The following is a 23,449-nucleotide window of genomic DNA, read 5'->3' as shown; positions in this document are numbered from 1 at the left end:
GGCGAGCGCGTCGGCCTCCGCCAGCAGCACGCGCGCCGCGCCCGCCTCGGCCGTCCCCACCGGGTCGGGCGCGGGCGCGTCGCCGCGCCGGCGGCGCAGCGCATCGACAAGGCGCGCGAAGGCGGGAACGAAATGGTAGAGGAGAACCAGCGCGAGCAGCGCCACCGCGATCCACAGCAAAGGCTTGCCGGCGGGCGCGCTCCATTCGAAGAAGCGGGCGAGCGCCCTGCCGATCGCCAACAGCCATGTGGGCGTTTCGGGAACCGGCGGCGGGGGCGGGATGCTGGTCTGGATGCTGCCGGACGCCATCGTCTGGCCGAAGCCCGGACCGATCAGTTCGGGGTCGAGCAGCCATCCCCGGTCGGATGCCGCAGCGGATGGGGCAGCGGATTGGGCGGCCGCCGACGCCTGGGCGATTGCCAATGCCATCATGGGAAAAAACAGGCCCCGCGCCGCTCGCTCATCGCGACAGGTGGTAGCGCGAGGCGGCGCGACAAGGCAAGAGATGCTTGCGCCGCCGGGGACCGCACGGCAAAGGCGGCGATGGTTACAGGTGTAACCGGATGGCGAAGGCGCAGCAGGAGGATCGGCGTGGACGCGGCACAGGCGGTGCATGAAAAATTCCTCGCGGCGCTGGCGGCGGGCGCGCTGCCCGATCGCGCCGATGCCCCCGATCCGGGCGCCGTCGGCCTGTCGCGCGCCGAGGCGACCGACATCTTCCTGTCGCAGCTCACCAGCCGCCAGATGGACCGGCTGTCGCGCGCGCTGCAGGCGCGCGGCGAGGGTTTCTACACGATCGGGTCGTCGGGGCACGAGGGCAATGCCGCGGTCGCGGCGGCGCTGCGCGTCACCGACATGGCGTTCCTCCACTATCGCTCGAACGCCTTCCAGCTCCAGCGCGCGCGCCAGCTCCCGGGGCAGACGTCCGACTGGGACATGCTGCTGAGCTTCGCGGCGTCGGCCGAGGACCCGATTTCGGGCGGGCGGCACAAGGTGATCGGGTCGAAGCCGCTGTCCATCCCGCCGCAGACCTCGACCATCGCCTCGCACCTGCCCAAGGCGGTCGGCGCCGCCTTTTCGATCGGCATCGCGCGGCGGCTGGGGCGCACCGGCCTGCCGCTGCCCGACGACGCGGTGGTGCTCGCGAGCTTCGGCGACGCCTCGGCCAATCATTCGACCGCACAGGGCGCGTTCAACACCGCGGGCTGGGCGGCGTATCAGCGGACGCCGCTGCCGTTGATCTTCCTGTGCGAGGACAATGGTATCGGCATTTCGACGCGCACCCCCGACGGCTGGATCGCGGCGCAGTTCCGCCAGCGCGCGGGGCTGCACTATATCGCGTGCGACGGCAGCGACCTCGTCTCCGCCTATGCCGGGGCGAGGGAAGCGGCGGACTTCGCGCGCCGCACCCGCAAGCCGGTGTTCCTCCATATGCGCACGGTGCGGCTATACGGCCATGCCGGGTCGGACGTGCAGGGCGCCTATCTGCCGAAAGCGCTGATCGAGGCCGACGAGGCGCGCGATCCGCTGCTGGCGGGCGCGGCGCTGATGACCGAACGCGGCTGGATGACCGCGGCCGAGGTCGCCGAGGCCTATGAGGAGATCGGCGCGACGCTGGTGCGGCAGGCCGAGGCGGCGATCCGGCGGCCGAAGATCACGACCGCCGCCGGGGTGATGGAAAGCCTGATCCCGCCGAGGCGCGAGCGCGCGCGGGCGAATGCGCCGTCGGCCGAGGATCGCGCGGCGCTGTTCGGCGGCGACGCCGCGCAGATGGACAAGCCGATGCACATGGCGCGGCTGCTGTCGTGGGCGCTCGCCGACCTGATGCTCGCGCACGAGGAGATCGTCGTCGCGGGCGAGGACGTCGGGCCGAAGGGCGGCGTCTACAACGTCACCGCAAAGCTGCACCAGCGCTTCGGTTCGGCGCGCGTCGTCAACACCCTGCTCGACGAACAGGCGATCCTCGGCCTCGCGATCGGGCTGGCGCACAATGATTTCCTGCCGATGCCCGAGATCCAGTTCCTCGCCTATGTCCATAATGCCGAGGATCAGATCCGCGGCGAGGCGGCGACGCTCAGCTTCTTCTCGAACGGCCAATATGCGAACCCGATGGTGATCCGCATCGCCGGGCTCGGCTATCAGAAGGGGTTCGGCGGCCATTTCCACAACGACAACAGCCTGGCGGTGTTCCGCGACATTCCGGGGCTGATCCTGGCGGTGCCATCGAACGGCCGCGACGCGGTGGCGATGCTGCGCGAATGCGTGCGGCTGGCGCGCGAGGAGCAGCGAGTGGTGGTGTTCGTCGAGCCGATCGCGCTCTACATGACCCGCGATCTGCACGCGGAGGGCGACGGGTTGTGGACCAGCGTCTACGAGGCGCCGGGCGAAAGCGTGCCGATCCGGCTGGGCGAGCCGGGGGTGCATGGCGACGGGACCGATCTGGCCATCGTCACCTATGGCAACGGATATTATCTGTCGCGGCAGGCGGAAAAGCTGCTCGCCGCCGAGGGCGTCGCGGCGCGGGTGATCGACCTGCGCTGGCTGGCGCCGCTCGACGCCGACGCGCTGCTCGCCGCGACCGGCGCGGCGGAGCGGGTGCTGATCGTCGACGAATGCCGGATCACCGGGTCGCAGAGCGAGGCGCTGATGGCGCTGTTCGCCGAGCGCGCACCGGGCAAGCGGCTCGCGCGGATCGCCGCCGACGACAGCTTCATCCCGCTGGGCAAGGCGGCGACGCTGACGCTGCCGAGCCGGGACTCGATCGTCGCGGCGGCGCGGGAGCTTTTAGCCAGAGACTGATCCTCAGATCCGTTCGCCCTGAGCGTGTCGAAGGGCTGTCCTTGTTTTGAACCGAAGAGAGAAGAAAGAGAAGAACGGTGCTTCGACAAGCTCAGCACGAACGGAGGGCAGGATGACCGCGAATAAGAGGACCGCGATCGTTGTCGCGCCGGGGCGCGGCACCTATGGCAAGGGCGAACTGGGCAGCATCGCGCGGCTGCACGGCGCACGCTTCGCCGACCTCATCGCCAATTTCGACGCGCAGCGCCGCGCGCGCGGGCAGCCGACGGTGAGCGAGCTCGACGGCGCCGACCGCTTCAGCGTCGCGACGCATATGCGCGGCGACGTCGCGGCGCCGCTGATCTATGCCGCGACGCTGCTCGACTGGTTGAGCATCGACCGCGAGCGCTACGACGTCGTCGCGGCGCTCGGCAATTCGATGGGCTGGTACAGCGCGCTCGCGATCGGCGGTGCGGTGTCGGTCGCCGACGGTTTCCGCATCGCCAATGCGATGGGGCTCAACAGCCAGGCGCACGGGCCGGGCGGGCAGATATTGCTCCAGATCGTCGATGCGGACTGGCGGCCGGTGTCGGGGCTGCGCGACACGCTGCTCGCGCTCGCCGCCGCGATCGACGCGCGGCCGGGGCATGCGCTGGCGCTGTCGATCGACCTTGCCGGGATGCTGGTGTTCGCGGGTAACGAGGACGGGCTCGCCGCGCTGCTGGCAGAGGCGCCGCCGACGCCGGAGCGCGACCCGCTGCGGCTCGCCGGGCATGGGCCGTTCCACACGCCGCTGATGGCAGGCAGCGCCGAACGCGCGCGCGCCGAACTGCCCGCGACGCTGTTCGACTGGCCCGCGCTGCCGCTGGTCGATGGGCGCGGGCATGTCTGGCGGCGCTTTTCCGCCGACCCGGCGATGCTTTGGGACTACAGCTTCGGACACCAGATCCTCGCGCCCTATGATTTCGCGCTGTCGGTGCAGGTGGCGGTGAAGGAATATGCGCCCGACGTCATCATCCTGCCGGGCCCCGGCGACACGCTGGGCGGCGCGATCGCGCAGGCGCTGATCGGCATCGGCTGGCAGGGGCTGACGAGCAAGGCCGCCTTTGCGCAGCGGCAGGCGTCGGATCCGATCCTGCTGGCGATGGGCCGCGCCGAGCAGCGCGCGCTGGTGGCGGGGTAGAGCATCGAGCCATGAATCCGAACGATTGGGCGTGATGCAGATTTACGGCACGCCGCTTTAGGTTGCGGCCGGCGGAGGTGGAACCTCCTCCGCCGGCACGCGTGGGACGCACGGTCCAGGTGGGGTTGGGCCCGTGCAGACGAACGGCGACGCCGATGGGGACCAACTCAAGGGCGGACCGCCGTTCGATCTCCTTATAGGCGGGGCGCGGCACCGCCGGCCGCGCCTGCGCCGAAATGGACCGGATTGCCGCCGCGCGCGCCCTCCTGCTCGACGGTGAAATGCAGCCGCAGCAACTCGGCGACGCTGGCGGCGCCGGCGCGGCGCATCATGCTGGCGCGGTGCACCTCGACGGTGCGCGGGCTGAGGTCGAAGCGCCGCGCGATCGCCTTGTTGCCGAGCCCGGCGGCGACCGCCTCCAATATGTCGCGCTCGCGCGGGGTCAGCGCGGCGAGGCGGGCGGCGGCCTCGCGGTGCCGCGCGGCGGCGCGTTCGCGTTCGCGCCACTCGTCGAGCGCCGCCTCCACCGTGCGGCGGACGAGCCGCGGGTCGAGCGGCGCGGGCAGCAGGTCGCGCGCGCCCGCGCGCAGGATCGCGCGCGCTTCGTCGAAGCTGAGCCGCTCGGCGGCGACGAAGGCGATCAGGTCGCCGCGCCCGGCGATCCGGTCGAGCAGCGCGGCGCCGCTCGTCGGGCCGGGCTGGCGCCAGCGCAGCAGCAGGATGCCGCCGCGCGCACCGTCCTGCGCCTCCAGCCAGGCGTCGGCGCTGGCGAAGCTGCGCACCACGCGATTGGCGCCGCGCGCCAGCAGCCGGAAACAGGCCGCGCGCTCGACCGGGTCGGGCAGGACGAGATGGATATGGCCGCCGCTGTCGCTCACGCCCGCGATGCTGCGGGCGGACGCCGGCAAAGCCCAGCGGGATTCGCTCGATTCCGGCGCCGATCCGAAGCGATCGCAGGGGCGCGGGGGTCAGGCAGGCTGGTTGTACATCTCCGTTGGCCCGGGATATTCGCGGCCGTCGTCGGCCCCGACCTCGCGCGCGACGAGCGCGTTGACCATCTTGTTGAGCCGGAGCACCGTCGCCTTGTGCTTCGGGTCGTTCGCGAGGTTGACCATCTCGCCGGGGTCGGAGCTCGTATCGTAGAGTTCGAGGTCGTTCATCGCAGTCAGCGTCTTCCAGTCGGTCGGCGTGTGGTGATGCGCCGGCGCGAAATAGCGCGCGAACTTGTAGCGGCCATCGTGGATGCCGCGGTGCAGGCGGCGCTTCGACAGATCGAAGCGCTTGCCGTAATCGGGCTCGCCCGACGGGAGGTTGGCGGCGCGGTCGGCCGCGACCGACGTCGGCTCCCAATAATGGGCGACCGCATAGTTGAAGAGATGCCCCTGCCGGTCGCGCTCGGTCGGCGCGGTGGGCGCCGCGAGCAGCCCCGAGACGTCGAGCCCGGGCAGGCCGGGGAAACGGGTCTTCTGCTCGTCCGCCGACAGCCCCGCGAGGCTCATCAGCGTCGGGGCGAGGTCGATCGCGCCCATCAGCCCGCGTGTCGTGCGCCCGCCCGCGAAATCGGGGTGGGCGACGATCATCGGGATATTGACCTCTTCGCGGTACATGGTCGCGCCCTTCTGGCGCATCCCGTGCGCGCCGGCGCGCTCGCCATGGTCGCTGGTGTAGATGATGATCGTGTTGTCGATCTGGCCGCTTTCCTTGAGCGCCCAGAGCAGCTGGCCGATGCTGCGGTCGACGTCGCGCAGGCAGTTGTAATAATAGTTGATGAAGCGGTGCCAGCTTTCCTCGTCGTCGTGGGGCATGGCGCCGTAGAAGAGGTCGTTGAGGCGGACGATCGCGCGATGCGCCTCGGGCTTGCCCGACAGATCGTCCTTGTAGAAACTTTCGGGCAGGTCGAACTTGTTGTCGACCGCATAGAGCGGGTCGCCCGGCTCGCGGCGCAGAGGGCCCAATATGTTGGGATCGGGGCGGCTTTCGGCCTGCTTGCCGGTCGCGTCATAGAACATGATGTCGTGCGGATTGACGAGCCCAACGACCTGGAACCAGGGCTTGCCGCCCGCCTTGTCGCGCTGCGCATAGTCGAAGATCGAGCGCGCCGCGTCGCCGGCGACGAACCGGTCGGCGCGATAGCCGTCCCAGGTCAGCCCGACCTCCTCGCCGTCGAAGCCGTAGTCGTGGAAGCCGTATTTCTCCATCGCATGTTCGGTGGTCGGATAGATGCCGCCCGGAATGCGCGTCCAGTTGCGGTCGAAGTTGATCCGGCTGAGGTGCCACTTGCCCTTGTAGCTGGTGTAATAGCCCGCGGCCTGCATCATGTGGCCGAGCGTCGGCATCGTCTCCGCCGCGACCGGATAGGGGGCGTTGTCGCTGTTGAGGAACAGCCCCGTCTGCTGGGTGTGGTGCCCCTGGAAGATCGTCGAGCGCGACGGGGTGCAGGGGGTGGTGTGAACGTGATAGTTTTCGACCAGCATCCCGCGTTCGAGCAGCTCGCGGTGCGCGGGCAGCTTTTCGAGCAGCCCCCTGGGATAGCTGGCGATGCTCTGTTCCTGGTCGGTGACGATCATCAGGACGTTCAGCTTCCGGCCGTTCTTCGCATAGGCTGGCAGCGCCAGCCCCGCGGTGGCGAGCGCGCCCATGCCGACGAACGTGCGGCGATCCAGATCCCAGGTCATCAGACTCTCCCGTATAGGTCCTTTTGCAGAAACAGAAAATCCCGCGGCGCCGGTCGGGGCGCCGCGGGACATGGCCGTCAGAATTTGACCGCGAAGTCGACCCCGAATTCGCGCGGCGGCTGATAGAATTGCGAGATCGGGGTCGCGCCGGCGTTGGTCGCGCCCGAAATCACCTTCTGGTCGGTGAGGTTCGAGCCGTAGAGGGTGACCTTCCACCGGTCGTCCTCGCCCGCGACCGCGATGCTCGCGTTGAGCAGCACGACCTCGTCGCGGTAATAGCCGGGCAGGTTGCTGCGGCCCCAGGTGTTGAAGCGCGACGAATAGCGCGCATCGCTGTGCAGCTTGATCTCGCCGAACGACATCGGGATCGCATAGTCGACCGCCAGGCTGCCGCTCCACTTCGGCGCGTTGGCGAGGTCGAGGCCCGACGAATCGGTCGGGACTGCGAAGGTGCCGTTGGGCACGCCGTTGATCAGGATCGGCTGCGCCGGACCGCACTGGCCGGGTTCGGGCGCCCCGTTGGTGAAGACGCCGTTCGTGTCCGCGCAGAAATCGGTATAGCGCGCGTGGAGATAGGCGAGGTTGGCCCCGATCGTGAGGCCGTCCGCCGGACGCAGCAGCGTCTCGACCTCGAAGCCGTAGATTTTCGCCGCGGCGATGTTGGTCGTGATATTCTCCGCGCGGACGGCGCCCATCTTCGTCACCGACCCCTGAAGGTCGCGATAATTGTTGACGAAGCCCGCGACGTTGAAGCGCAGCAGCCGGTCGAACAGGTCGGTCTTCGCGCCGACTTCGAAGGCGTTGACATATTCGGGGTTATAGGGGCCGACATTCTCCGCGATCGTGCCGCGCGAGTTGAAGCCGCCCGCCTTGTAGCCCTGCGAATAGTTGGCATAGACCATCGCGCTCGGCGAAACGCGATATTCGACGGTCAGGCGCGGGGTGAATTCGGACCACGATGCCTTGAGGCTGGTCGCGAAGGACGAAAGCTGCGCGCCGCTGAGCAGCGATTGCATCACCGCCTGGGTATAGGCGTCCCCGGTCAGGTTCCCGACCGAGGTGGTATTCGTTCGCACCTGCGTCGCGATGTCGTATTTCTTGCTGTCATGGCTGAAGCGGCCGCCGATGGACAGCGTCAGCCCGTCGGCCGGATGCGCGTTGACCAGCGCGAACACCGCATAGCTTTCGGTGTTCTGGTGCAGTTGCGCCAACGTCGTCGTCGTAGGGGTCGCGAACACCGTGTTGAACTGCCGCCACTTGTCGGTCTGGTAATAGAGGCCGACGACGAAATCGACCGGCTCGCCCGCCGGCGAGACATAGCGCAGCTCGCCGCTCTTCGATTCGCCCGAGAAATCGCGGATAACGTCGAGCGCCGGACGGGGATCGATCAGCCCGTCGAAATCGCCGCGCGTGACATAGGTCAGGTGGCGATAGCCGAGCACCGAGGTGATCGTGCCGTAGCCGACGTCGAGGTTCGAGGTCCACGACCCGCCATAGGTTTCGGTGTTGGCATAGGGATCGAACAGCACCGCCGCCTTGCGGACGTCGGTCTTGACGACGTCGGGCAGCAGGTCCCAGTTGGCATCGCCGTTGTCGAGGACGTGCGGCGCCGGACCGGTGGTCTTCTGCTTCAGCCAGTCGGCGACGATCGTCGAATCGAAAGCGCCGCCCCGGTCGAAGTTGAGCGCGCCGCGCACCGACTTCACATTGGCGCCGTTGAGGCGGTTGCCGGTGATCACGTTGCGGGCGTAGCCGTTATAGTCGCGGAAATTGACCGAGACCTTGGCCGCCAGCGCGTCGTCGGCGAAACGGCCCGAATTGAGCTTGCCGCGGAACTGCTTCAGCCCGAACGAGCCGAGCGTGACCCGCGCCTCGCCGCCAAAATCGTCGGTCGGCCGCGCGGTGATGACGTTGATCGTGCCGGCGAGGTTGTTCTTGCCGAACAGCACGCCCTGCGGACCCTTCAGCACCTCGATGCGCTCGACGTCGAACAGGTCGAGCATCGTGCTCGACACGAAGGGGATATAGACGCCGTCGATGATCGTGCTGACCTTGGGGTCGGCGTTGGGATCGGGGTCCGCCGTGCTCATGCCGCGGATCGAGATCATCGGCACGTTCGCGACCAGCCCCTGCGTCTGCAGCACGACGTTGGGCGCGATGCCGTTGAGGCTGGTGATATTGGTGCTGCCGCTCGATTCGACCATTTCGCTGTTGAAGGCGGAGATCGAGATCGGCACGTCCTGCACGCTCTCGCTGCGGCGCTGCGCGGTGACGACGATATCGCCGAAGCCGCCGCCCGAAGCGCCCTCGTCGGCCGACTGGGCGTGGGCGGGCGCGCTCGTCAGCGCGACGGCGGCGACCGAAAGAAACAGAAATGCGGTTTTCATCATGTCCTCCCTGATGGGCGGACGCACGCGCCCGCCCGCGCATTTGCGCGGCGGACCGTCATACGGCCGCTGCCTTGGTGGAACGGGAGTCCTGGGGGCTTTTTGCCTCTTCACTCGCGATGCGGCCCCGGCCTGTGTCCGGCGCCGACGGGTCTGCGATCCTCACGTCCCACGGCTCCATTAGCATAGGAAAAATATACTTCAAGTGCTAAGTATTATCATGATGAAAAAGGGGAAATCCCCGGAAAAGCGCTTGCTACATCGGGGGTGGATTGGCTACAAGTTAGATATCTAAGTATTTTGCGCGACTCCGCCCGGCGGGCGGGAGGCGCGTCGGGGGAGCGCGACGGTGCGAAAATCGAAAGGCGGCGACGAAAGGATGGCGGCGGCCCGGCGCGCGCTGCGCCCGAGTCGCTTCGCCGCGCGCGCCCGGCGCGGAAAGGCTGCCCGCCGATGATCGCGCCGCGCACGCTCTACGACAAGATATGGGACGCGCACGTCGTCGCCGAGGACGATGGCGAGACCTTGCTCTACATCGACCTGCACCTGCTGCACGAGGTGACCTCGCCGCAGGCTTTCTCCGCGCTCGCCGCCGCCGGCCGGCCGGTGCGGCGGCCCGCACTGGCGCTCGCGCTTTCCGACCATAATGTCCCGACCGAGGGGCAGGCGGGCGGGCCCGCCGCGGTCGCCGACGGCCAGGCGCGCGCGCAGATCGAGGCGCTTTCCGACAATTGCGCGCGCTTCGGGGTCGAGCAGTTCGCGATGGGCGACCCGCGCAACGGCATCGTCCATGTCGTCGGCCCCGAACAGGGGCGCTCGCAGCCGGGGATGACGATCGTGTGCGGCGACAGCCATACCTCGACCCACGGGGCCTTCGGCGCGCTCGCCTTCGGCATCGGGACGAGCGAGGTCGAGCATGTGCTCGCGACGCAGACGATCCGCCAGCGCCGCTCGCGCAACATGCGGATCACGGTCGACGGCGTGCTGGCGCCGCACGTCCACGCGAAGGACCTCGCGCTCCACCTGCTCGCGATGCTGGGGGTCGACGGCGCGACCGGGCATGTCATCGAATATGCCGGGTCGGCGATCCGCGCGCTGTCGATGGAGGCGCGGATGACGCTGTGCAACCTCAGCATCGAAATGGGCGCGCGCGCCGGGCTGATCGCGCCCGATGCGACGACCCATGCCTATCTGAAGGGGCGCCCGGCCGCGCCGGCGGGGGCGGCGTGGGACGCGGCGCTGGCGCGCTGGGGCGCGCTGGCGAGCGACGAGGGCGCACATTTCGACCATGAGCTGTGGGTCGATGCCGCCGCCGTCGGCCCGATGGTGAGCTGGGGCACCAATCCGGCACAGGTGGTCGGAATCGGCGGCCACGTCCCCGACCCGGCGCGCTTCGCCAGCGCCGAGGCGCGCGCCGCCGCGGCGCGGGCGCTCGCCTATATGGACCTGACGCCCGGGCAGCCGATCGCCGGGCAGCGGCTCGACCGCGTGTTCATCGGCAGCTGCACCAACAGCCGGATCGAGGACCTGCGCGCCGCCGCCGCGGTGCTGCGCGGGCGCCGCGTCGCGCCGCACGTCCGCGCGATGGCGGTGCCCGGATCGGGGCTGGTCAAGCGGCAGGCCGAGGCGGAGGGCCTCGACGCCGTCTTCCGCGCCGCGGGCTTCGACTGGCGCGAGCCGGGCTGCTCGATGTGCGTCGGGATGAATCCCGACCGGCTGCATCCCGGCGAGCGCTGCGCGGCGACGTCGAACCGCAATTTCGAGAATCGCCAGGGACGCGGCGGCCGCACCCACCTGATGAGCCCGGCGCTTGCGGCGGCGAGCGCGGTGGCGGGCGCGATCGCCGCGCCCGACGACCTCGACGCGCCGCGCTGAGCCGGCGTTCAGCTTCGCTGCGCCACCCTCATCGCCTTTGGCCTATATGCCCATCGGTCAGGCAAGAGCCTGTTCCCCGGCGAAGGCCGGGGCCCGGATGGCGTAGCGCCGCCCCGCATGGACCCCGGCTTTCGCCGGGGGACGATTCCGTGTCGGACCGGGATGATCGTCAACTTGTTTCCGGGGGCATGGATGCCGAAACAGGTTCAGCATGCCGAAGGAAAGGATGACTCCGTCGAAACCGGAATATTCACGAATCCCCGACCGAACGCGCCGCGCGGGCGGTCTCGAATCGGGCGATCGCGGCGGCGTGGCGCAGCGTGCGGTCGATGTCGTCGAGCCCCTCCATCAGCGTGCGCCGGTCATCGGGATCGACGGCGAAGGCCAGCGATTCGCCGGAGGCGAGGTCGATGCGCTGCTCGGCGAGGTCGACGGTGATCGGCGCGAACTGCGCCAGTTCGACCTCGCGCCGCAGTCTCTGGCACAGCGCGTCCGGAAGGCGGACCAGCAGCAGCCCGTTCTTGCGCGCATTGTTCGCGAAGATGTCGCCGAAGCTGGGCGCGATGACGCAGCGGATGCCGAAATCGGTGAGCGCCCACACCGCATGCTCGCGCGACGAGCCGCAGCCGAAATTGCGTTCGGCGATCAATATCTGCGCGTTCCGGCACGGGCCGCGGTTGAGGATGAACGAATCGCGCTCGGCGCCGTCGTCGCGGTAGCGCAGTTCGTGGAACAGGTGGCGGCCCAGCCCGTCGCGGGTGAGCGACGTCATGTAGCGCGCCGGTATGACCATGTCGGTGTCGACATTGGCGAGCGGGAGCGGTGCGGCGGTCGCGGTCAGCCGATCGAATTTTAGCATGGCCCATCCTTTGAACTTAGGATACTAAGTATATCGGATCGGCGGCGCTGTCCAACCCTGCCGGCGCGCCGAAACTATTGCCGGACGAATCAGAGGCCCCTACGGTCGGTTTCCGGTTCGTTCGATCAGGCAGGGTCCGCGCGCCCGCGGACCGATTGGGGGGAAGAGCATTGGCCAAGACGAATCCGACATTGCGCTATCCGGCCGAATATTTCACCAATCCGGAAAACAGCATCGGCTATCTCGCCCGCATCACCTTTCGCTCCTTTTCGCGCCTGCTCGAACGCGGCACGCTGTCGCACGGCGTATCGTCGGGCCAGTGGCGCTTCCTGCGCCAGCTGTGGCGCGAGGACGGCATCACCCAGCGCGAGTTGAGCGAGCGGGTCGGGATGCGCGAGCCGACGACGGTGGTCGCGCTGAAAGGGCTGGAGAAGGCCGGCTTCATCACGCGGCGCAAGACCGACGCGGACCGGCGCAAGACCTTCATCTATCTGACCCCGCACGCGAAGAAGCTGGAAATCCTGCTCGCGCCGATCAACGCCGAGGTGCACCAGATCGCGACGCGCGGGATGAGCGACGAGGAGGTCGCGCAGTTGCAGGCGCTGATGCGCCGCGTCATCGCCAACCTCGCCGACGAGACGGCGAAGCTGACGATCCTGTCGGACGCCAGCGCCTGATCCGTTCGTCGGCGGTTGCCCCCGCCCCGATTGAAGGTTAGAACACTAACCAATTTCGATCGGGAGGGACCATGACCCATATCGCAGTCATCGCCGGCAGCACGCGCGCCGGATCGTTCAACCGTGCGCTCGCCCGGCTCGCCGCGGCCCGGCTCGCGGCGCACGGCGCCGAGGTGGTCGAGGTCGATCTGGCGACCTTCGACCTGCCGCTCTATTCGGCGGCGCTGGAGGCGGAGGCCTTTCCGCCCGACGCGCTGCGCCTCAAGCAGCTGTTCGCGGCGCAGGACGGGCTGCTGTTCGTGTCGCCCGAATATAACGGTTCGGTGCCGCCGCTGCTCAAGAACGCGATCGACTGGGCGTCGCGCCCGACCGGCGACGAGGGGCTCGTCGCGCTGACCGCCTATCGCGGCAAGGCGACGGCGGTGATGGCGGCATCGATCAGCCCGTTCGGCGGGCTGCGGGCGCTCGCGCACCTGCGCCAGATCCTTTCGACCGTGCAGACGCTGGTGATTCCCGAACAGGTGCTGGTGCCGAACGCCCATGCGGCGTTCGACACCGACGGCGCGCTCAAGGATGCGCTGCCCGCGTCGCTGGTCGACATGACCGCGGCGCGGCTGGTCGCGGTCGCAGCCGCACTGGCGGGTTAGGACTTCAGGCGCGCTCGACGGCGGGCCGGCGCTCGATATTGTCGCCCCAGTCGGCCTCGAGCGCTTCGAGCAGCGCGTCGAAGCGATCCTGCCCCAGCTTTTCGGCGAGCTGGCCGGTGAGCGCGTCCATCGCGCGCTGTGCGTCGCGGCGCATCCGCGCGCCGAGTTCGGTGAGTGACACGATCATGTGGCGGCGGTCGCGCGGGTCGACCTCCAGCCGGACGACGCCGAGCCGGACCATCTGGTTGATCGTGCTGTGGATCGCCTGGCGCGACACGCCGAGGTTGCGCGCGATGTCCGACGGGCGCACGATGCCGCTGGCGATGTTGGTCATGATCATCGACTGCGGCCGGCTGATGTCGGGCCAGCCGCGATCGTGAAGCCGCGACTGCAACCCTTCGTCGAGCCAGCAGAAGCGTTGGAATAGTGCGATGATGAGCTGATTGGTGCGCATGGAATGCCGCGATGAACCCCTGTTTCCCGGTCGGACGCCGGCGGCGCGACGCTAGAAGAAGGGACGGGGCGAAGCAAGGCAGAGCGGCGTTGCAAACCGGAGATACTTAGTATACTATGCTTTTACCGGCCGGGGATGCAAGGAGGCCGGACCAACGAGGGAGGACCGCGGGCCCATGGACGGACTGATGCAGAATGTGCCGCTGACCGTCGATCGCATCATCGACCATGCAGCGGCCTGGCACGGCGCGCGCGAGATCGTGTCGCGCGATGCCGAGGGGCGCGTCACCCGGTCCACCTATGCCGCCGTCCACGCCGACGCCGGGCGCGTGTCGAACGCGCTCGCCGCAGAGGGCATCGCGCCCGGCGACCGCGTCGCGACGATGGGCTGGAACGGCGCCCGCCACCTTGCCGCCTGGTACGGCGCGGCGGGGATGGGGGCGGTGCTCCACACGCTCAATCCGCGGCTGTTTCCCGAACAGATCGCCTATATCGCGAACCATGCCGGCGACCGGCTGCTGATCGCCGACCCGGCGACCGCCGACCTTGTCGAGGAATTGCTGCCGCAGGTGCCGTCGATCGAGAAGGTGATCTTCTTCTGCGATGCGGCCTCGCTGCCGAAGACGAGCTTTCCCGCCGTCGCCTTCGACGACTGGATCGCGGATCATCCGGCTGACTATGCGTGGGGCGGGTTCGACGAGAATGCCGCCTGCGGTCTCTGCTACACCAGCGGGACGACGGGCAATCCGAAGGGCGTGCTCTATTCGCACCGCTCCAATTACATCCACGCGCTGATGACCTTGCAGCGCGACGCGCTCGCGCTTTCGGCGCGCGACACGGTGCTGCTCGTCGTGCCGATGTACCACGCCAACGCCTGGGGCGTCGTCTATTCGGCGCCCGCGGTCGGCGCGAAGCTGGTGCTGCCGGGGCAGCGGATGGACGGCGAATCGATCTACAACCTGATCGAGCAGGAGGGCGTCACCTATTCGGCCGCGGTGCCGACCGTGTGGCAGATGCTGCTGCAATATATGCAGGAGAACGGCAAGCGCTTCACGACGCTGGAGCGCGTGACGATCGGCGGATCGGCGTGCCCCGAATCGATCATCCGCACCTTCCGCGACGATTATGGCGTCGACGTCATCCAGGGCTGGGGGATGACCGAGACATCGCCGCTCGGCACCGTTTCGGTCCCGAACGCGTCGGTCGCCGCGAAGTCCGACGCCGATCAGATGGCGTACAAGCTGAAGCAGGGCCGGCTGCTCTGCGGGCTGGAGATGAAGCTGGTCGACGATGCAGGGAACCGCCTGCCGCACGACGGCCGGACGCCCGGACGGCTGATGATCAAGGGACCGACGATCGCGGCGGGCTATTTCGGCGGCGAGGGCGGCGACGTGCTCGACGAAGAGGGCTTCTTCGATACCGGCGACGTCAGCACGATCGACGCCGAAGGCTATATGCAGATCACCGACCGCGCCAAGGATGTGGTGAAATCGGGCGGCGAGTGGATCAGCTCGATCGAGATCGAGAATATCGCGATGGGGCACGAGGCGGTCGCCAATGCCGCGGTGGTCGGCGTCGCGCATCCCAAATGGGACGAGCGGCCGATCCTGCTGTGCGAACTGAAACCCGGCGCGACGGCTTCGGCCGACGACCTCAAGGCCTTTCTCGACGGCAAGATCGCCAGATGGTGGATGCCCGACGACGTGCTGTTCGTCGACGCCATCCCGCTCGGCCCCACCGGCAAGATCGACAAAAGGGCGATCCGCGCCGGGCTGGAAGGCTATGAACTGCCTTTCGAGGTCAGCCGTTGATATGTTCCCCACTTTCGTCATCCCGAACTTGATCCGGGATCCATCCAACCCGCGTCGGAAGAATGGATCCCGCATCAAGTCCGGGATGACGATGGTGAGATATAACCAGCAGGAGAGAAACTAATGGACCCGAACGGGATCGAAGGACTGGACGCGCAATTCATCGGAAGGGTGTCGCCGACCGCGCCGCGCATCCAGGCCGGCGGGCATCCGTGCCAGGGCATCTACTGGACCGAGGCGGGCAAGCGCCCGAAGGTCGCGATCATCGCCACCCATTACAACGTCGATTTCTCCGAACATTATATCGCGCCCTATTTCGCGCGGCAGGGCTTCGGCTTCCTCGGCTGGAACACGCGCTATCGCGGGATGGAGGACCAGTTCCTGCTCGAACATGCGGTGCTCGATATCGGCGTCGGGATGAAGTGGCTGAAGGAAGAGGCCGGGGTCGAACAGATCGTCATCCTCGGCAATTCGGGCGGCGGCTCGCTGATGGGCGCCTATCAGGCCGAGGCGATCGCGCCGACGCTGACCGACCGGCTGTCCTCCGCCGGGCAGGACGCGCTCGCGCAGCTGGTGAAGGGCGACCTCTATATCAGCTTCAACGCGCACCAGGGCCGGCCCGAGGTGCTGACCGACTGGATGGACGCGTCGGTGATCGACGAGAATGACCCGACGCTGACCGATCCCGCGCTCGACCCGTTCAATCCCGACAACGGCCCGCCCTATTCGGAGGAGTTCATCGCCCGGTATCGCGCCGCGCAGCGCGCGCGCAACCAGCGGATCACCGACTGGGCGAAGGCCGAGTTGAAGCGCCTCAACGATGCCGGAATCCCCGACCGCATCTTCCCGATGTTCCGCTGCTGGGGCGACATACGCTGCGTCGATCCGGCGATCGACCCGTCGGACCGCAAGCCCAACTGGTGCTATCGCGGCGACCCCGCGATCGCTAACCGCTCGCCGAGCATCGGCCGCGCGAACACGATTCGGACGTGGCTCAACATGTGGAGCCTCGAAACCTCGCCCTGCCAGGGCCAGCCGCACCTCGCCAAGCACGACACCCCGGCGCTGGTCGTCCAGGGAACCGCCGACACCGGCGTCTTCCCGAGCGATGCGCGCAAGATCTTCGATTTCCTCGGATCGACCGACAAGCAGCTCGAACTGATCAAGGGCGCGCATTATTTCGAGGATTCGATCGAGGAGCGGCAGAATGCCGCCGACCTCGTCGGCGCGTGGATCCGGGAGAAGCTGTAAGTGGACACGGCCGGCGCCGACATCGTCGAAGGGTTGCGCGGCGCCGGCCTGATCGGGACGGAGGCGCCGGCGCTCGAACCGCTGACCGGCGGCGTATCATGCGACGTGTGGAAGGTCGAGACGGCGGCGGGGCCGATCGTCGTCAAACGCCCGCTCGAACAGCTCCGCGTCGCCGCCGAGTGGCACGCGCCGGTAGAGCGCGGCGCGAGCGAGGTGCGCTGGCTGAAGCGCGCGCGCGGCGTCGATCCGCGCATCGCGCCCGAGGTGCTCGCCGAGCTGCCGCATTACGGCTTCGCGATGCGCTTCCTGCCCGATTGCCCGGTGTGGAAGGATGAACTGATCGCGGGACGCGTCGATGCGGATTTCGCGGCGATGGTGGGCGCGCGGATCGCCGCGGTGCATGCCGCGACCGCGAACAGCGCCGCCGACCGCGACGCCTTTCCGACCCAGGCGATGTTCCGCGCGCTGCGCGTCGATCCCTTCCTGCTGCACGTCGCCGATCACGACGCCGAGCTGGCGCCGGTGCTGCGCGAGCTTGCCGGCGCGCTGTCGGCGGCGAAGATCGCGCTGGTGCATGGCGACGTCAGTCCCAAGAATATCCTCGTCGCCCCCGACGGCCCGGTGTTCCTCGATGCCGAATGCGCGGTCTATGGCGATCCGGCCTTCGACCTCGCCTTCTGCACGACGCACCTGCTGCTCAAGGCGGTGTGGCTGGACGATGCGCGGCTGGGCGCCGCGGCGGCGGCGCTGGTCGCGGCCTATCGCGCCGGCATCGACTGGGAAGCGCCGGACGGGCTGCTGCTGCGCGCCGGCCGGCTGACCGCCGCGCTGCTGCTCGCGCGCGTCGAGGGCAAGTCGCCCGCCCCCTATCTGACCGACCCCGAACACAAGCGCATCGTGCGCGATCAGGCGCGGGCGCTGCTGCGCGATCCCGCGCCCGTCGACGCACTCGTCGCCAACTGGAAAAGGACTTTTGCATGACCTCGCGTATCGCCTCCGTCACCGGCCGCCAGCTCTGGGATTCGCGCGGCCGGCCCACCGTCGAGGCCGAGGTGCTGCTCGAATCGGGCGCGGTCGGCCGCGCGATCGCGCCGGCGGGTGCCTCGCGCGGGGCGCATGAGGCGATCGACCTGCGCGACGGCGGCACGGCATTCGGTGGCTATGGCGTCAATGGCGCGGTCGCCGGAATCGGCGCCGAGATCGCGGGGGCGATCGCCGGCATGGACGCGCGCGATCAGGCGGCGGTCGACAAGGCGCTGTGCGACCTCGACGGGACGCCGAACAAGGCGCGGCTCGGCGCCAATGCAGTGGTCGCGGTGTCAATGGCGGTGCTCCACGCGGCCGCGGCCGATGCGCGCGAGCCGCTGTGGCGCTATCTGGCGGGCGGGCGTCCGGCGCGCATTCCGCTGCCCGAAATCCAGATTTTCGGCGGCGGCGCGCACGCGGGACGGCGAACCGACGTGCAGGATTTCATGGTGATGTGCCCGAAGGCGGGCAGCTTCCGCCGCGCGCTCGAGATCACCGACGACGTCTATCGCGCCGCGGGCCGGCTGATGGAGGCGAAGGGCCCGCTGTCGGGGGTCGCCGACGAAGGCGGCTGGTGGCCCAATTTCGACTCGAACGAGGACGCGCTCGACACGCTGACCAGGGCGATCGAGGCGAGCGGGCACCGCGCGGGCGAGGAGGTGTTCATCTCGCTCGACATCGCCGCGAACGAGTTGGGCGACGCATCGGGCTACAGCCTCGCGCTCGACGACGGGCGGCTGACGAGCGAGCAGATGGCGGCGCGGATCGTCGAATGGGCGAAGCGCTATCCGATCCTGTCGATCGAGGATCCGGCGGGACAGGACGACTGGACGGCGATGGCGGCGGTGACCGCGGCGATCGGCGACCGGGTGCAGATCATCGGCGACGACGTGCTCGTCACCAATGCGGAGCGCGTCGAACGCGCGGGCGAGGCGGCGGTGTGCAACGCGGCGCTGATCAAGGTCAATCAGGTCGGCACCGTGACCGAGGCGAAGGCCGCGCTCGACGCGGCGGTGGCGCGCGGCTGGGGCGCGATCGTCTCGGCGCGCTCGGGCGAGAGCGAGGATGTCACCATCGCGCATCTCGCGACCGGCTGGGACGCGGGCCAGCTCAAGGTCGGCAGCTTCACCCGTTCCGAACGCATGGCGAAGTGGAACGAGATGCTGCGGATCGAGGAGGCGATGGGCGCCGACGCGGTGTTCGCCGGCTTCTCCGCCTTTGCTGCGCCGATCGGGACCGTCGCGGCATGATCGTCCTCCACGCGCGCCCCAGCCCCGGATTCCGCGACGCGGTCGACGCGGTCTTTGGCCCCGGCGTCGTGGTGCATGTCGACGAGGCGGCACCGCTCGGCGCGGTGGCGCCCGACATCACCGCGCTGCTCCACGTCCTGACTCCCGTCACGCCCGACTTCATTGCCTCGGCGCCGAAGCTGAAGCTGATCCAGAAGTTGGGGGTCGGCGTCAACACGATCGCGCTCGACGCGGCGCAGAGCCACGGCGTCGCGGTGTGCAACATGCCCGGCACCAACAGCCAGGCGGTCGCCGAGATGGCGCTGTCGCTGATGATGGCGGTGCTGCGCCGCACCTGCTTCTTCGACGGGCGGACGCGCGCCGGGGAGGGGTGGAGCGCCGACCCGTCCGAACTCGACAGCGTCGGCGAGGTGGCGGGGCGCACGGTCGGGCTGGTCGGTTTCGGCCATTCGGCGCAGTTGCTAGCGCCGGTGCTCGCGGCGCTGGGCGCCAGGGTCGTCTACACGGCGCGCAGCCGCCGCGACGCGCCCTACGACTATTGGCCGCTGGAGCGCATCGTCGCCGAGGCCGACATCGTCTCGCTGCACATGCCGCTGACCGACGAGACGCGCGGCGCCGTCGATCCGCTGGCGATGAAGAAAGGCGCGGTGCTGGTGAACACCGCGCGCGGCGAGCTGGTCGATGCGGCGCGGCTGGTCGAGGCGCTTGCCTCGGGGCATCTGCGCGGCGCCGGGCTCGACGTGTTCGACCGCGAGCCGGTGGCGCCGGGCGATCCACTGCTGGCGCTGCCCAACGTCGTGCTCGCGCCGCATATCGCGTGGCTGACGCCCGAGACGCTGGTGCGCAGCCTGTCGGTCGCGCACGAGAATATCCGCCGGCTCTGCGCGGGCGAAGCGCTGCTGCACCGCGTCGTATGAACCCCGATGCTTCAGGAATTCAGACCATGACTCTCCCCATCGTCCTCATCACCGGCCAGCTTCTGACCGACGCCGTCTGGCAGCCGCTGCTGGGCGCGTGGGCCGACCGCGAGGTCATCCTCGCCGACAATCGCAGCGACGACCGGATCGAGGATTTCGCGCAGCGGCTGCTCGACAACGCCCCGCCGCGCTTCGCGCTGATCGCGCACGCGATGGGCGGCTTCGTCGCCTTCGAGGTGATGCGCCGCGCGCCCGAACGCGTCGCCCGGCTCGCGCTGCTGTCGACGCTCGCCTCGGCCGACGGCCCGGCGCAGACGGCGCGGCGGCAGGGCTATATCGACCTGGTGGAAAGCGGGCGCTTCGATCAGGTGGTCGAGGAACGCATCCCGATCCTTTTCCCCGAGGAGAAGCGCGGCGACGAGCGGCTGCTCGGTATCGCGCGGCGGATGGCGGCCGACACCGGCGCCGACACCTTCCTCGCGCAGCAGCGCGCGATCATGGCGCGCATCGACAGCCGCCCGCGGCTCGGCGAGATCGCGGTGCCGACGCTGCTGGTCTGGGGCGAGAAGGACGGCATCACCAGCCGCGCGCATCATCAGGAGATCGCCGATGCGATTCCCGGCGCGCGGCTGGCGGTGGTGCCCGGCGCGGGGCATCTGACCACGATCGAGGCGCCCGAGGTGGTGGTGCCGCTGCTGACGGAATTCGTCGACGGGTGATTTGCGGCGCAATAACGTCTTGTCATCCCCGCGAAAGCGGGGATCCAGGGTGCGCGTCGGCTGATCCAACCCTGGATTCCCGCTTTCGCGGGAACGGCAAAGCTATTTCAGTTCCGCGCGCGCCAGCGCCGCGCCGTCGACCATCGCCTTGAGCTTGGCCAGCGAATGCTCGCGGCTGTGATATTTCATCCCGCAGTCGGGGGCGATCCACAGCCGGTCGGCGTCGACGTAGCGCAGCGCCTCGCGGATGCGGCCGGCGACGACCTCCGGGGTCTCGACCTCGGGAATCGAGAGGTCGAGGACGCCATACATGATCGTCTTGGACGGCAGCTCGGCGAGGATCGCGGGGTCGAGCCCCGGCTGCGCCGCCTCGATCGAGATGACGTCGATGTCGGAGGCTTCGAGCTCGGCGAGGAAATCATAGGCCTTCGGCTTGGGTCCGGTCGCCCCCGCGCCGTGGTGGACCATCGCATAGCCGAAGCAGATGTGGAGCGCGGTCATGCCCTCGACCCCGTCGAGCGCGCGGTTGATCGCCTCGATCGCATAGCCTTGCGCTTCGCCCGCGCGCGCCTGGAGATAGGGTTCGTCGAGCTGGACGACATCGACCCCGGCGGCGAACAGGTCGCGCACCTCGGCATTGACCGCGTCGGCATAGTCCATCGCCAGCGACCGCGCGTCGGGATAATAGCCGTTCTCGGCCTGCTGGGTCATGGTGAAGGGGCCGGGGAGGGTCAGCTTCACCGGCTTCGTCGAATGGCGGCGCAGGAAGGCGGCGTCCTGTGCCTCGATCGGCGCGACGCGGCGGATCGGGCCGGAGACGAGCGGCACCGGATTCGCGTTGCCGGTGCGGTCGATCGCGGTGCCGTGCCGTTCGCGGTCGATCCCCGACAGCGCGGTCGCGAGCCGGTTCGAATAGCTTTCGCGCCGCATCTCGCCGTCGCCGACGATGTCGATGCCGACTTCCTCCTGGTCGCGGATCGCCATCAGCGTCGCGGCTTCCTGCGCGTCGGCGAGCCACGGATCGGGGATGCGCCACAGCGTTTCGGCGCGCACACGCGGCGGCAGGCTGGCCTTGAGCCGCTCGCGGTCGATCAACCAGTCCGGCTGGGGGTAGCTTCCGACGATGGTTGTCGGCAGGATGGGGTGATCGACCAAGGCAAATCCTCTCTTTTTGGACTAGTCAAATATTTACTTAGTATTCTATCTAACTCAAGATCAAAGTGACGGTGGGAGAGCGAAATGATTGACCTGGATGCCATCCGCACGCTGGCCGACATACCGGCGGCGCAGGCGCGCAAGCGCGGCGACGCGGTCGCGGTGAAGTTCGGCGACCGCGAGACGCGCTTCGCCGAACTCGACGCGCAGTCGAACCGCGTCGCGCACGCGCTGATCGCCGCAGGGGTCGTGCCGGGCGACCGCGTGTCGGTGCTGACCAAGAATCACGACGCCTGGTATCCGCTCTTCTTCGGCACCGCGCGGGCGCGCGCCTGCCTTGCGCCGATCAACTGCCGGCTCGCGGCGGGCGAGATCGAATTCATCCTGGGCGATGCCGGGCCGAAGCTGCTGTTCGTCGGCGAGGATTTCTTCGACACCGCGCTCACCGCGATCGCCGGACTGCCGAACCCGCCGCGGCTCGTCGCGCTCTATGGCGCGCATCCGGCGTTCGAATCGCTCGACGCCTGGATCGGCGACGCGCCCGCGACGCCGCCCGCCGACGAGCCGCAGCTGGGCGACGACGTGCTCCAGCTCTATACCAGCGGCACCACCGGGCGGCCGAAGGGCGTAGTGCTGGCGAACCGGACCTATCGCCGCTTCCTCGAGATGGCGACCGAGATCGACGGCTTCGCCTATGACGAGGACGAGACGGTGATGATCGTCATGCCGCTGTTCCATGTCGCGGGGACGAACGTCAGTTTCTCCGGCCTCGCGCAGGGCGGGCGGCTGGTGCTGGTCAAGGATTTCGCCGCGGGCGACGCGATCGCGATGCTGAGCGAGGAACGCGTCGCGCACGCCTTCCTCGCGCCCGCGATGATCCAGATGATGCTGCAGCAGCCGGGGGCGGAGACGGGCGACTATGCGCGGCTGCGCTCGATCGCCTATGGCGCCTCGCCGATCGCCGAGGATGTGCTGCGCCGCGCCCGCGCCGTCTTCGGCTGCGACTTCGTGCAATTCTACGGCATGACCGAATCGGCGGGGGGCGGCTCCTATCTGTCGCCCGCGGCGCACGACCTGCCGGGCAAGCTGACCTCCTGCGGCCAGCCGTGGCCGGGGGCCGAGATGGCGATCCTCGACGGCGAGGGCCGGCCGCTCGGTGCCGGCGAGATCGGCGAGATCGCGATCCGCGGCGACATCGTGATGAAGGAATATTGGAACCGGCCCGAAGCGACCGCCGAGACGGTCGTCGACGGCTGGCTGCACACCGGCGACGTCGGCTATCGCGACGCCGACGGCTATTATTTCGTCCACGACCGGATCAAGGACATGATCGTGTCGGGCGGCGAGAATGTCTATCCGGCCGAGGTGGAAAGCGCGATCATGGGCTGCCCCGGCGTCGCCGACGTCGCGGTGATCGGGGTTCCCGACGCCAGGTGGGGCGAGGCGGTGAAGGCGCTGATCGTCCCGGCGCCCGGCGCCGAGGTGGCGGCCGACGACGTCATCGCCTGGGCGCGCGAGCGGATCGCCGCCTACAAGGCGCCAAAAAGCGTCGACATCATCGACGCGCTGCCGCGCAACCCGTCGGGCAAGGTGCTGCGCCGCGAACTGCGCGCGCCCTATTGGGAAGGCCGCGACCGCGCGGTGGGATAAAGGCTTTCCGACCCTGACGGCGTGATGGCGGGGACCGATTTCCGTCGTCCCGGCGAAAGCCGGGACCACCATCGCGCGGGCGTCAGCCTTCGCCGGGGCGACGATTTGGCGTTTATACCCCTGAGACAGGGAAGCT

Annotated in this window: 18 protein-coding genes and 1 pseudogene; 12 read left to right on the top strand and 7 right to left on the bottom strand. The window is 68.8% G+C overall.

Going from position 1 to position 23,449, the window contains the following annotated elements:
• Nucleotides 1–432, bottom strand: a pseudogene (locus SGR02S_RS14385) (DUF4129 domain-containing protein); the annotation flags it as partial.
• Nucleotides 433–591: 159 nt separating this feature from the next.
• On the opposite strand from SGR02S_RS14385, the gene SGR02S_RS14380 reads away from it, so the two are divergent.
• Nucleotides 592–2,799, top strand: a complete 2,208-nt coding sequence (locus SGR02S_RS14380; RefSeq protein WP_067111221.1) for a dehydrogenase E1 component subunit alpha/beta — start codon at nucleotides 592–594, stop codon at nucleotides 2,797–2,799.
• Between the two features lie 112 nt (nucleotides 2,800–2,911).
• Nucleotides 2,912–3,961, top strand: a complete 1,050-nt coding sequence (locus SGR02S_RS14375) for an acyl carrier protein (protein ID WP_067111217.1) — start codon at nucleotides 2,912–2,914, stop codon at nucleotides 3,959–3,961.
• A gap of 194 nt (nucleotides 3,962–4,155) precedes the next feature.
• Here SGR02S_RS14375 and SGR02S_RS14370 read toward each other — a convergent pair whose 3' ends face one another.
• The 3 genes from SGR02S_RS14370 to SGR02S_RS14360 form a co-directional block, all read right to left on the bottom strand.
• Nucleotides 4,156–4,839, bottom strand: coding sequence for a response regulator transcription factor (locus SGR02S_RS14370; RefSeq protein ID WP_067111224.1), 684 nt, complete (start codon nucleotides 4,837–4,839; stop codon nucleotides 4,156–4,158).
• Between the two features lie 90 nt (nucleotides 4,840–4,929).
• On the bottom strand, nucleotides 4,930–6,636 hold the full coding sequence (locus SGR02S_RS14365) for a sulfatase family protein (protein ID WP_067111214.1): 1,707 nt from the start codon (nucleotides 6,634–6,636) through the stop codon (nucleotides 4,930–4,932).
• 77 nt (nucleotides 6,637–6,713) lie between these two features.
• Entirely contained in the window at nucleotides 6,714–9,023 is a 2,310-nt protein-coding gene (locus SGR02S_RS14360; protein ID WP_169799692.1) for a TonB-dependent receptor, read from the bottom strand.
• A gap of 453 nt (nucleotides 9,024–9,476) precedes the next feature.
• Here SGR02S_RS14360 and leuC point away from each other — a divergent pair, with 453 nt between their 5' ends.
• Nucleotides 9,477–10,898, top strand: a complete 1,422-nt coding sequence (gene leuC, locus SGR02S_RS14355) for a 3-isopropylmalate dehydratase large subunit (RefSeq protein WP_067111208.1) — start codon at nucleotides 9,477–9,479, stop codon at nucleotides 10,896–10,898.
• A 250-nt stretch (nucleotides 10,899–11,148) separates the two neighbouring features.
• Here the strand turns inward: leuC and leuD are convergent, their stop codons facing one another.
• Complete coding sequence (leuD, locus tag SGR02S_RS14350) at nucleotides 11,149–11,757, bottom strand: 3-isopropylmalate dehydratase small subunit (protein ID WP_067111205.1); 609 nt, start codon at nucleotides 11,755–11,757, stop codon at nucleotides 11,149–11,151.
• A 170-nt stretch (nucleotides 11,758–11,927) separates the two neighbouring features.
• Between leuD and SGR02S_RS14345 the strand changes: the two genes are divergently transcribed.
• Nucleotides 11,928–12,434: a MarR family winged helix-turn-helix transcriptional regulator gene (locus SGR02S_RS14345; protein WP_067111202.1), complete on the top strand. Its 507-nt coding sequence runs from the start codon at nucleotides 11,928–11,930 to the stop codon at nucleotides 12,432–12,434.
• Between the two features lie 71 nt (nucleotides 12,435–12,505).
• On the top strand, nucleotides 12,506–13,081 hold the full coding sequence (locus SGR02S_RS14340) for an NADPH-dependent FMN reductase (RefSeq protein ID WP_067111199.1): 576 nt from the start codon (nucleotides 12,506–12,508) through the stop codon (nucleotides 13,079–13,081).
• Between the two features lie 4 nt (nucleotides 13,082–13,085).
• Here SGR02S_RS14340 and SGR02S_RS14335 read toward each other — a convergent pair whose 3' ends face one another.
• Nucleotides 13,086–13,535: a MarR family winged helix-turn-helix transcriptional regulator gene (locus SGR02S_RS14335; RefSeq protein WP_067111196.1), complete on the bottom strand. Its 450-nt coding sequence runs from the start codon at nucleotides 13,533–13,535 to the stop codon at nucleotides 13,086–13,088.
• Nucleotides 13,536–13,710: 175 nt separating this feature from the next.
• Here SGR02S_RS14335 and SGR02S_RS14330 point away from each other — a divergent pair, with 175 nt between their 5' ends.
• From SGR02S_RS14330 to SGR02S_RS14305, 6 genes are all read left to right on the top strand, one after another.
• The gene (locus tag SGR02S_RS14330; RefSeq protein ID WP_067111193.1) at nucleotides 13,711–15,345 is read left to right on the top strand and encodes a long-chain-fatty-acid--CoA ligase; all 1,635 of its coding nucleotides are present in this window, start codon (nucleotides 13,711–13,713) and stop codon (nucleotides 15,343–15,345) included.
• A gap of 123 nt (nucleotides 15,346–15,468) precedes the next feature.
• Entirely contained in the window at nucleotides 15,469–16,596 is a 1,128-nt protein-coding gene (locus tag SGR02S_RS14325; RefSeq protein WP_067111190.1) for an alpha/beta hydrolase, read from the top strand.
• On the top strand, nucleotides 16,597–17,577 hold the full coding sequence (locus SGR02S_RS14320) for a phosphotransferase family protein (RefSeq protein ID WP_067111187.1): 981 nt from the start codon (nucleotides 16,597–16,599) through the stop codon (nucleotides 17,575–17,577).
• A complete protein-coding gene (gene eno, locus SGR02S_RS14315) occupies nucleotides 17,574–18,872 on the top strand; it encodes a phosphopyruvate hydratase (protein WP_067111184.1) in 1,299 nt (432 codons plus the stop codon). Before SGR02S_RS14320 ends, eno begins: the two co-directional genes overlap by 4 nt.
• Complete coding sequence (locus SGR02S_RS14310) at nucleotides 18,869–19,789, top strand: NAD(P)-dependent oxidoreductase (RefSeq protein ID WP_067111181.1); 921 nt, start codon at nucleotides 18,869–18,871, stop codon at nucleotides 19,787–19,789. Before eno ends, SGR02S_RS14310 begins: the two co-directional genes overlap by 4 nt.
• Nucleotides 19,790–19,815: 26 nt before the next feature.
• Entirely contained in the window at nucleotides 19,816–20,508 is a 693-nt protein-coding gene (locus tag SGR02S_RS14305; protein ID WP_067111178.1) for an alpha/beta fold hydrolase, read from the top strand.
• Between the two features lie 102 nt (nucleotides 20,509–20,610).
• Here the strand turns inward: SGR02S_RS14305 and SGR02S_RS14300 are convergent, their stop codons facing one another.
• Complete coding sequence (locus SGR02S_RS14300) at nucleotides 20,611–21,663, bottom strand: cobalamin-independent methionine synthase II family protein (RefSeq protein WP_067111175.1); 1,053 nt, start codon at nucleotides 21,661–21,663, stop codon at nucleotides 20,611–20,613.
• An 84-nt stretch (nucleotides 21,664–21,747) separates the two neighbouring features.
• Here SGR02S_RS14300 and SGR02S_RS14295 point away from each other — a divergent pair, with 84 nt between their 5' ends.
• On the top strand, nucleotides 21,748–23,313 hold the full coding sequence (locus SGR02S_RS14295) for a long-chain-fatty-acid--CoA ligase (RefSeq protein WP_067111173.1): 1,566 nt from the start codon (nucleotides 21,748–21,750) through the stop codon (nucleotides 23,311–23,313).
• Nucleotides 23,314–23,449 lie beyond the last annotated feature (136 nt).

Source organism: Sphingopyxis granuli NBRC 100800 (genome assembly GCF_001591045.1).
Lineage (GTDB): Bacteria > Pseudomonadota > Alphaproteobacteria > Sphingomonadales > Sphingomonadaceae > Sphingopyxis > Sphingopyxis granuli.
Note: the sequence above shows the minus strand (reverse complement) of the source record. Positions and strands in the feature narration are given on the sequence as shown.

What these genes read in the sequence shown, in the direction of transcription:
- SGR02S_RS14375 (WP_067111217.1), top strand. Translation starts at nt 2,912, where the DNA reads ATGACCGCGAATAAGAGGACCGCGATCGTTGTCGCGCCGGGGCGCGGC.
- SGR02S_RS14365 (WP_067111214.1), bottom strand. Translation starts at nt 6,636, where the DNA reads ATGACCTGGGATCTGGATCGCCGCACGTTCGTCGGCATGGGCGCGCTC.
- SGR02S_RS14360 (WP_169799692.1), bottom strand. Translation starts at nt 9,023, where the DNA reads ATGAAAACCGCATTTCTGTTTCTTTCGGTCGCCGCCGTCGCGCTGACG.
- leuC (WP_067111208.1), top strand. Translation starts at nt 9,477, where the DNA reads ATGATCGCGCCGCGCACGCTCTACGACAAGATATGGGACGCGCACGTC.
- leuD (WP_067111205.1), bottom strand. Translation starts at nt 11,757, where the DNA reads ATGCTAAAATTCGATCGGCTGACCGCGACCGCCGCACCGCTCCCGCTC.
- SGR02S_RS14340 (WP_067111199.1), top strand. Translation starts at nt 12,506, where the DNA reads ATGACCCATATCGCAGTCATCGCCGGCAGCACGCGCGCCGGATCGTTC.
- SGR02S_RS14335 (WP_067111196.1), bottom strand. Translation starts at nt 13,535, where the DNA reads ATGCGCACCAATCAGCTCATCATCGCACTATTCCAACGCTTCTGCTGG.
- SGR02S_RS14330 (WP_067111193.1), top strand. Translation starts at nt 13,711, where the DNA reads ATGGACGGACTGATGCAGAATGTGCCGCTGACCGTCGATCGCATCATC.
- SGR02S_RS14325 (WP_067111190.1), top strand. Translation starts at nt 15,469, where the DNA reads ATGGACCCGAACGGGATCGAAGGACTGGACGCGCAATTCATCGGAAGG.
- eno (WP_067111184.1), top strand. Translation starts at nt 17,574, where the DNA reads ATGACCTCGCGTATCGCCTCCGTCACCGGCCGCCAGCTCTGGGATTCG.
- SGR02S_RS14310 (WP_067111181.1), top strand. Translation starts at nt 18,869, where the DNA reads ATGATCGTCCTCCACGCGCGCCCCAGCCCCGGATTCCGCGACGCGGTC.
- SGR02S_RS14305 (WP_067111178.1), top strand. Translation starts at nt 19,816, where the DNA reads ATGACTCTCCCCATCGTCCTCATCACCGGCCAGCTTCTGACCGACGCC.
- SGR02S_RS14295 (WP_067111173.1), top strand. Translation starts at nt 21,748, where the DNA reads ATGATTGACCTGGATGCCATCCGCACGCTGGCCGACATACCGGCGGCG.